Source organism: Mesorhizobium silamurunense (genome assembly GCF_014843825.1).
GTDB lineage: Bacteria > Pseudomonadota > Alphaproteobacteria > Rhizobiales > Rhizobiaceae > Mesorhizobium > Mesorhizobium silamurunense.
Window position 1 is genome coordinate 1 of record NZ_JHQR01000333.1, and the last position, 488, is coordinate 488.

1 pseudogene is annotated in these 488 nt (G+C 71.1%); it reads left to right on the forward strand.

Features of this window, described 5'->3' with window-relative positions:
• Positions 1-488, forward strand: a pseudogene (locus tag DH10_RS31675) (helicase-related protein); the annotation flags it as partial.

Below are 488 nucleotides of genomic sequence, written 5' to 3' on the forward strand. Positions count from 1 at the left end.
GCGTCGCCAGGCTGCTTTCCGGAGCGCCGGTCATCGAAAGCGAGGGCCGCGCCTTCCCGGTCGACATCCGCTACGACGAGCGTCCGGCCGGCGTGGCCGTCGAGGACGCGATGGCCAAGGCGGTCCGTTCCGCTCTCGCCGCCGAGCAGGGCAGCGTGCTCGCCTTCCTGCCCGGACAGCGTGAGATCGAGCGCACGGCCGAGCGGCTTCAGGGCAATGTCGCCGCCGATACCGATGTCGTTCCGCTCTACATTGGACAACAGGACGCAGGACGCGGCAATCAGGCCGGCGCCGCCCGGCCGCCGCAAGGTGGTGCTGGCGACGTCGATCGCCGAGACCTCGATCACCATCGACGGTGTGCGCGTCGTCATCGATTCCGGCCTGTCGCGGCTGCCGCGCTACGAGCCGGCAAGCGGCCTGACAAGGCTGGAGACGGTGCGCGTCAGCAAGGCTTCCGCCGATCAGCGCGCCGGCCGTGCCGGGCGCAC